The 1,595-nt window shown below is 73.7% G+C and carries 1 protein-coding gene; it reads right to left on the reverse strand.

The window, feature by feature from the left end; translation table 11 throughout:
• Window positions 1-70 precede the first annotated feature (70 nt).
• On the reverse strand, window positions 71-1,595 hold a 1,525-nt coding region (locus IJH84_RS15400; protein ID WP_295145610.1), incomplete at its 5' end, for an AAA family ATPase.

Raw genomic sequence — 1,595 nt, forward strand, 5'->3', positions numbered from 1 at the left:
CAGCGCCTGCCTCGCGACCGGCGTCGGCCGCTTCCGCCACCTTCGCGGACCGAGCCCGAAGACAGGGCACTCAGCGACGCGAGTCGGCGTAGGACTCCAGCGCCGCCAGCTGCGCGGGGTCCAGCGACGGGCGCACCGCGCCGCGTGCGGTGCGCAAGTGCGCGGGGGAAACCTCGGCGGCGGCGAGGGATTCGCGCATCGCGGTCAACGCCGCTTCGCGCACCAGCGCAGCGCAGTCCGCCGCCGAGTAGCCGTCCAGCTCGGCAGCCAGCTCACCCAAGTCCACATCGGACGCGAGCGGGGTGTTGCGGGACGCGGAGCGCAGGATCTCCTCGCGCGCGGCCGCATCCGGCGGCGGCACGTACACCAGCCGTTCCAGCCTGCCGGGGCGCAGCAGCGCCGGATCCACCAGTTCGGGCCGGTTGGTCGCACCGAGCACGACGACGTCGCGCATCGGCTCCACGCCGTCCAATTCGGTCAGCAGCGCGGCCACCACCCGGTCGCTGACGCCGGAATCGCCGGACTGGCCGCGGCGCGGAGCGAGCGCGTCCACCTCGTCCAAGAACACCAGCGCCGGCGAGGCGTTCGCGGCGCGCAGGAACAGTTCGCGCACGGCGCGTTCGGACTCGCCCACGAACTTGTCCATCAGCTCGGCGCCCTTGACCGACAGCACGTTGAGCCGCCCGCTGCCTGCCAGCGCACGCACCAGGAACGTCTTGCCGCACCCGGGCGGGCCGTACAGCAGCACCCCGCGCGGTGGTTCCACGCCGAGGCGGGTGAACGAGTCCGGGTAGCGCAGCGGCCACAGCACCGTCTCGGTCAGCGACTGCTTCACCTCGGCCATGTCGCCGACGTCGTCCAGGGTCAGGCCGCCGGTCTGCAAGTTGTCCGATGTGGACATCGAGATGGGGCGCACGGCGGTGAGGGCGTCGAGGAAGTCCTGCTGGGCCACGGCGGGCTCGGTGCCTTGCGCGTGGCCCAGTGCGGCGCGAACCGCCGCCTCCCGGCACAGCGCCACCAGGTCGGCGACGACGAATCCGGGTGTGCGCTCGGCGATCTCGCCGGGCCGCACGTCCTCCGCGAGCGGTGCGTTGCGCAGCAGGACCCGCAGCAGCTCGGTCCGGGTCGGTGCGTCCGGCAGGCCGATGGTGAGTTCGCGGTCCACCCGCCCCGGCTCGCGCAGCCGCGGATCGACGGCCTGCGGCTGGGCGCTGGTGACCACGACGGCGAGGTTGCTCGTGCTAAGCACCGCGGTAAGCGCGTCCAGCGCGACGGTGGCCAGCGGCGGCGGTTCGGACGCGGGCAGCAGGCTGTCCACGTCGGTGATCAGCAGGACGCAGGTGTGCTCGGCGGCGCTGCTCGCCGCCCGGTCGAGCGCGTCCTGCCAGCGCTGCGCCGCGCTTTTGGCCTCCAGCGCGGCGATGCTGGGAGCGGTGATCTCCACCAGTTCCGCGCCGACCTCGCGGGCCACGGATCGGGCCGCGGTCGCCTTGCCGACCCCGGCCGGGCCGCTGAGCAGGACCCCGAGCTGCGGGGTCGTGCCAAGGCGGCGCAGCAGTTCGGGCTGCTCGAAGGACAGCCGGAGCCATTCGGCG

This window comes from Saccharopolyspora sp. (assembly GCF_017434145.1).
Lineage (GTDB): Bacteria > Actinomycetota > Actinomycetes > Mycobacteriales > Pseudonocardiaceae > Saccharopolyspora_C > Saccharopolyspora_C galaxeae.